Source organism: Streptomyces sp. NPDC008125, from assembly GCF_042957125.1.
GTDB lineage: Bacteria > Actinomycetota > Actinomycetes > Streptomycetales > Streptomycetaceae > Streptomyces.
Genome location: NZ_JBIBHR010000060.1, coordinates 1 through 1,792, shown reverse-complemented (window position 1 = coordinate 1,792; position 1,792 = coordinate 1). Strand labels below are relative to the sequence as shown.

Below are 1,792 nucleotides of genomic sequence, written 5' to 3'. Positions count from 1 at the left end.
CCGTGCCTCCCCCCCCGCCCCGCCCCCTCCACCCCCGGCCGAGCGATAACCCGCGGACACCCCCACACCCTCGCACCCACCCCACCGTCAGCGCATGACCGGCGGGGTGGTCCGGCCTCACGGCCGGACCACCCCGCCCCAAGATCTTCATCAGTCTTCTAGGGCTGGCGATGGTCTCTCATCGTCGGGAACGTGTTGTGCACCGTCAGGGAGCTGTACGACGAGCGGTCACTGTGCGCCTGCGTCCGCCGAGTCTGCTCGATGAGGAGGCCGTCGGCGTTCTCGGTGGCGCGGTTGCCCCGGCGACCGAGCTTGACGATCAGGAAGACCACCATCGCGGCCAGCAACCCGAACAGAACACCCAATTCGATCATGAAACCCCGCCGGTCACGTGCACGTACGTAGCCCATGAATTCTCGCGCACGGCCGCTCCTGCGTAAACCCGACCACGAGGGCATCGACGTCGGACGGGTCGCACACCGCGGGGCGAGCAGGAAGGCGCCCGCCCGGTACCGCGCGCACCAGGAAACCGTCGCTCCCTGCACGTCGTCCCGCCCCACCTCCACATCGACCGGAAGCAGCTGCGCACGGTCAAGAAAGGGCGGCCGCCCCAGCTCCTGCGCAGCAGGTTCGTGGCAACCGAAGTCGCCGCCTGCTCCTCGCGGGTGAACTCGCCCACCACCCGGGCTTTGTCCACCACGGTCACTTCGGCCGTCGTCTCCGGCCGCTTCAGGAAGTAGCCAAGTCGGCGAAACAACAGACGCATAGTCAGCTTCCCGGGCCAGCGGCGGACCTCGTAGTCCCGAACCGCGTCCGGGTCCCGGCGTGCACGCCCTGCGAGACCATCCGACCGAGTCGCCCCATTCGAACCATTGCCCGCAGTCATCGGTACGACAACAGCTACTCAGTGATTGTAAGCAGCTCATATCACTGACCGGAAGCATGGCCAAGTCGCGGACCGTCGGGACGATCACTACGACGTCTATCCGAGGAGTAGTCCGCATGGCTGCGCAGTTCATGAATGCCAAACAGACCGCCGAATATCTCAACGTGTCGTTGACTTGGCTGTACCGTGACGCACCTCGATATGGGTTGGTGGCCTACAAGTTCGGCAGTGGCCGCAACGCCAAGCTGCAGTTCAAGATCAGCGACATTCAGGGGTGGGTCCGCCAGCAGTACGTCGGCTGAGCATCACCAAGGGCGGGACATCGTGCAAGATGCCCCGCCCTTGGTCGGGCGTTATGCGGCTAGCGCCATGTCCAATATCTTGGCCGCCTGTCCGATGGAGCCCGGCATGAGATGGCGATAGATCTTGAAGGTGACATCGAGATTCTTTTGGCCCATCCAGTCGGCGACATCTGTGATCGGTATCCCGTGGCTGAGGCAGTTCGAAGCAAAAAAGTGGCGCAGTCCGTACAGCACCATCCCCTCAGGGATGTCTGCGAAGCCCTCAGCCTTCAGCCGCCTCCACTGGTTGGCCATCCCCCAATGGGGGTACGGCTGGCTGGGGTCCGTTGGCCGGCGAAGCAGATAGCCGTCGATCGATCCGTGTTTCTCCGCGTATTCTTCGATCGTTTCCCTGACGCTGGAAGGCAGCGGCACATCGCGATACTGCCATGCCTTTCGATGCTTCAAGGGCCCGTACTTGCCCGTTGACATGATGACCTGTTCGTTGACGCGGTAGACGTCGTCCGCGACTACTGAGATTGAACTCGTGAAGTCGTAGGGGCTGACGGGGGGTGCTTGCCTGCGGTATTACGGGAGGATGAGGTATCCACAGGGTGGCGGGTTG

4 protein-coding genes are annotated in these 1,792 nt (G+C 63.5%); 1 reads left to right on the top strand and 3 read right to left on the bottom strand.

Translation table 11 applies throughout. The features are described 5' to 3' along the window. Positions 1-158: 158 nt before the first annotated feature. Together ACFZAX_RS35425 and ACFZAX_RS35420 are read right to left on the bottom strand one after the other, a co-directional pair. Positions 159-374: a hypothetical protein gene (locus ACFZAX_RS35425; RefSeq protein WP_390967097.1), complete on the bottom strand. Its 216-nt coding sequence runs from the start codon at positions 372-374 to the stop codon at positions 159-161. Continuing rightward, on the bottom strand, positions 371-766 hold the full coding sequence (locus ACFZAX_RS35420; RefSeq protein ID WP_390967096.1) for a DUF6192 family protein: 396 nt from the start codon (positions 764-766) through the stop codon (positions 371-373). Before ACFZAX_RS35420 ends, ACFZAX_RS35425 begins: the two co-directional genes overlap by 4 nt. A 236-nt stretch (positions 767-1,002) precedes the next feature. Between ACFZAX_RS35420 and ACFZAX_RS35415 the strand changes: the two genes are divergently transcribed. Then, a complete protein-coding gene (locus tag ACFZAX_RS35415; RefSeq protein ID WP_390967094.1) occupies positions 1,003-1,188 on the top strand; it encodes a hypothetical protein in 186 nt (61 codons plus the stop codon). Positions 1,189-1,239: 51 nt separating this feature from the next. Here the strand turns inward: ACFZAX_RS35415 and ACFZAX_RS35410 are convergent, their stop codons facing one another. Beyond that, positions 1,240-1,659, bottom strand: coding sequence for a tyrosine-type recombinase/integrase (locus ACFZAX_RS35410; protein ID WP_390967092.1), 420 nt, complete (start codon positions 1,657-1,659; stop codon positions 1,240-1,242). Positions 1,660-1,792 lie beyond the last annotated feature (133 nt).

Coding starts and splice junctions, on each gene's coding strand:
- ACFZAX_RS35420 (WP_390967096.1), bottom strand. CDS start 766: ATGCGTCTGTTGTTTCGCCGACTTGGCTACTTCCTGAAGCGGCCGGAG.
- ACFZAX_RS35415 (WP_390967094.1), top strand. CDS start 1,003: ATGGCTGCGCAGTTCATGAATGCCAAACAGACCGCCGAATATCTCAAC.
- ACFZAX_RS35410 (WP_390967092.1), bottom strand. CDS start 1,659: ATGTCAACGGGCAAGTACGGGCCCTTGAAGCATCGAAAGGCATGGCAG.
- ACFZAX_RS35425 (WP_390967097.1), bottom strand. CDS start 374: ATGATCGAATTGGGTGTTCTGTTCGGGTTGCTGGCCGCGATGGTGGTC.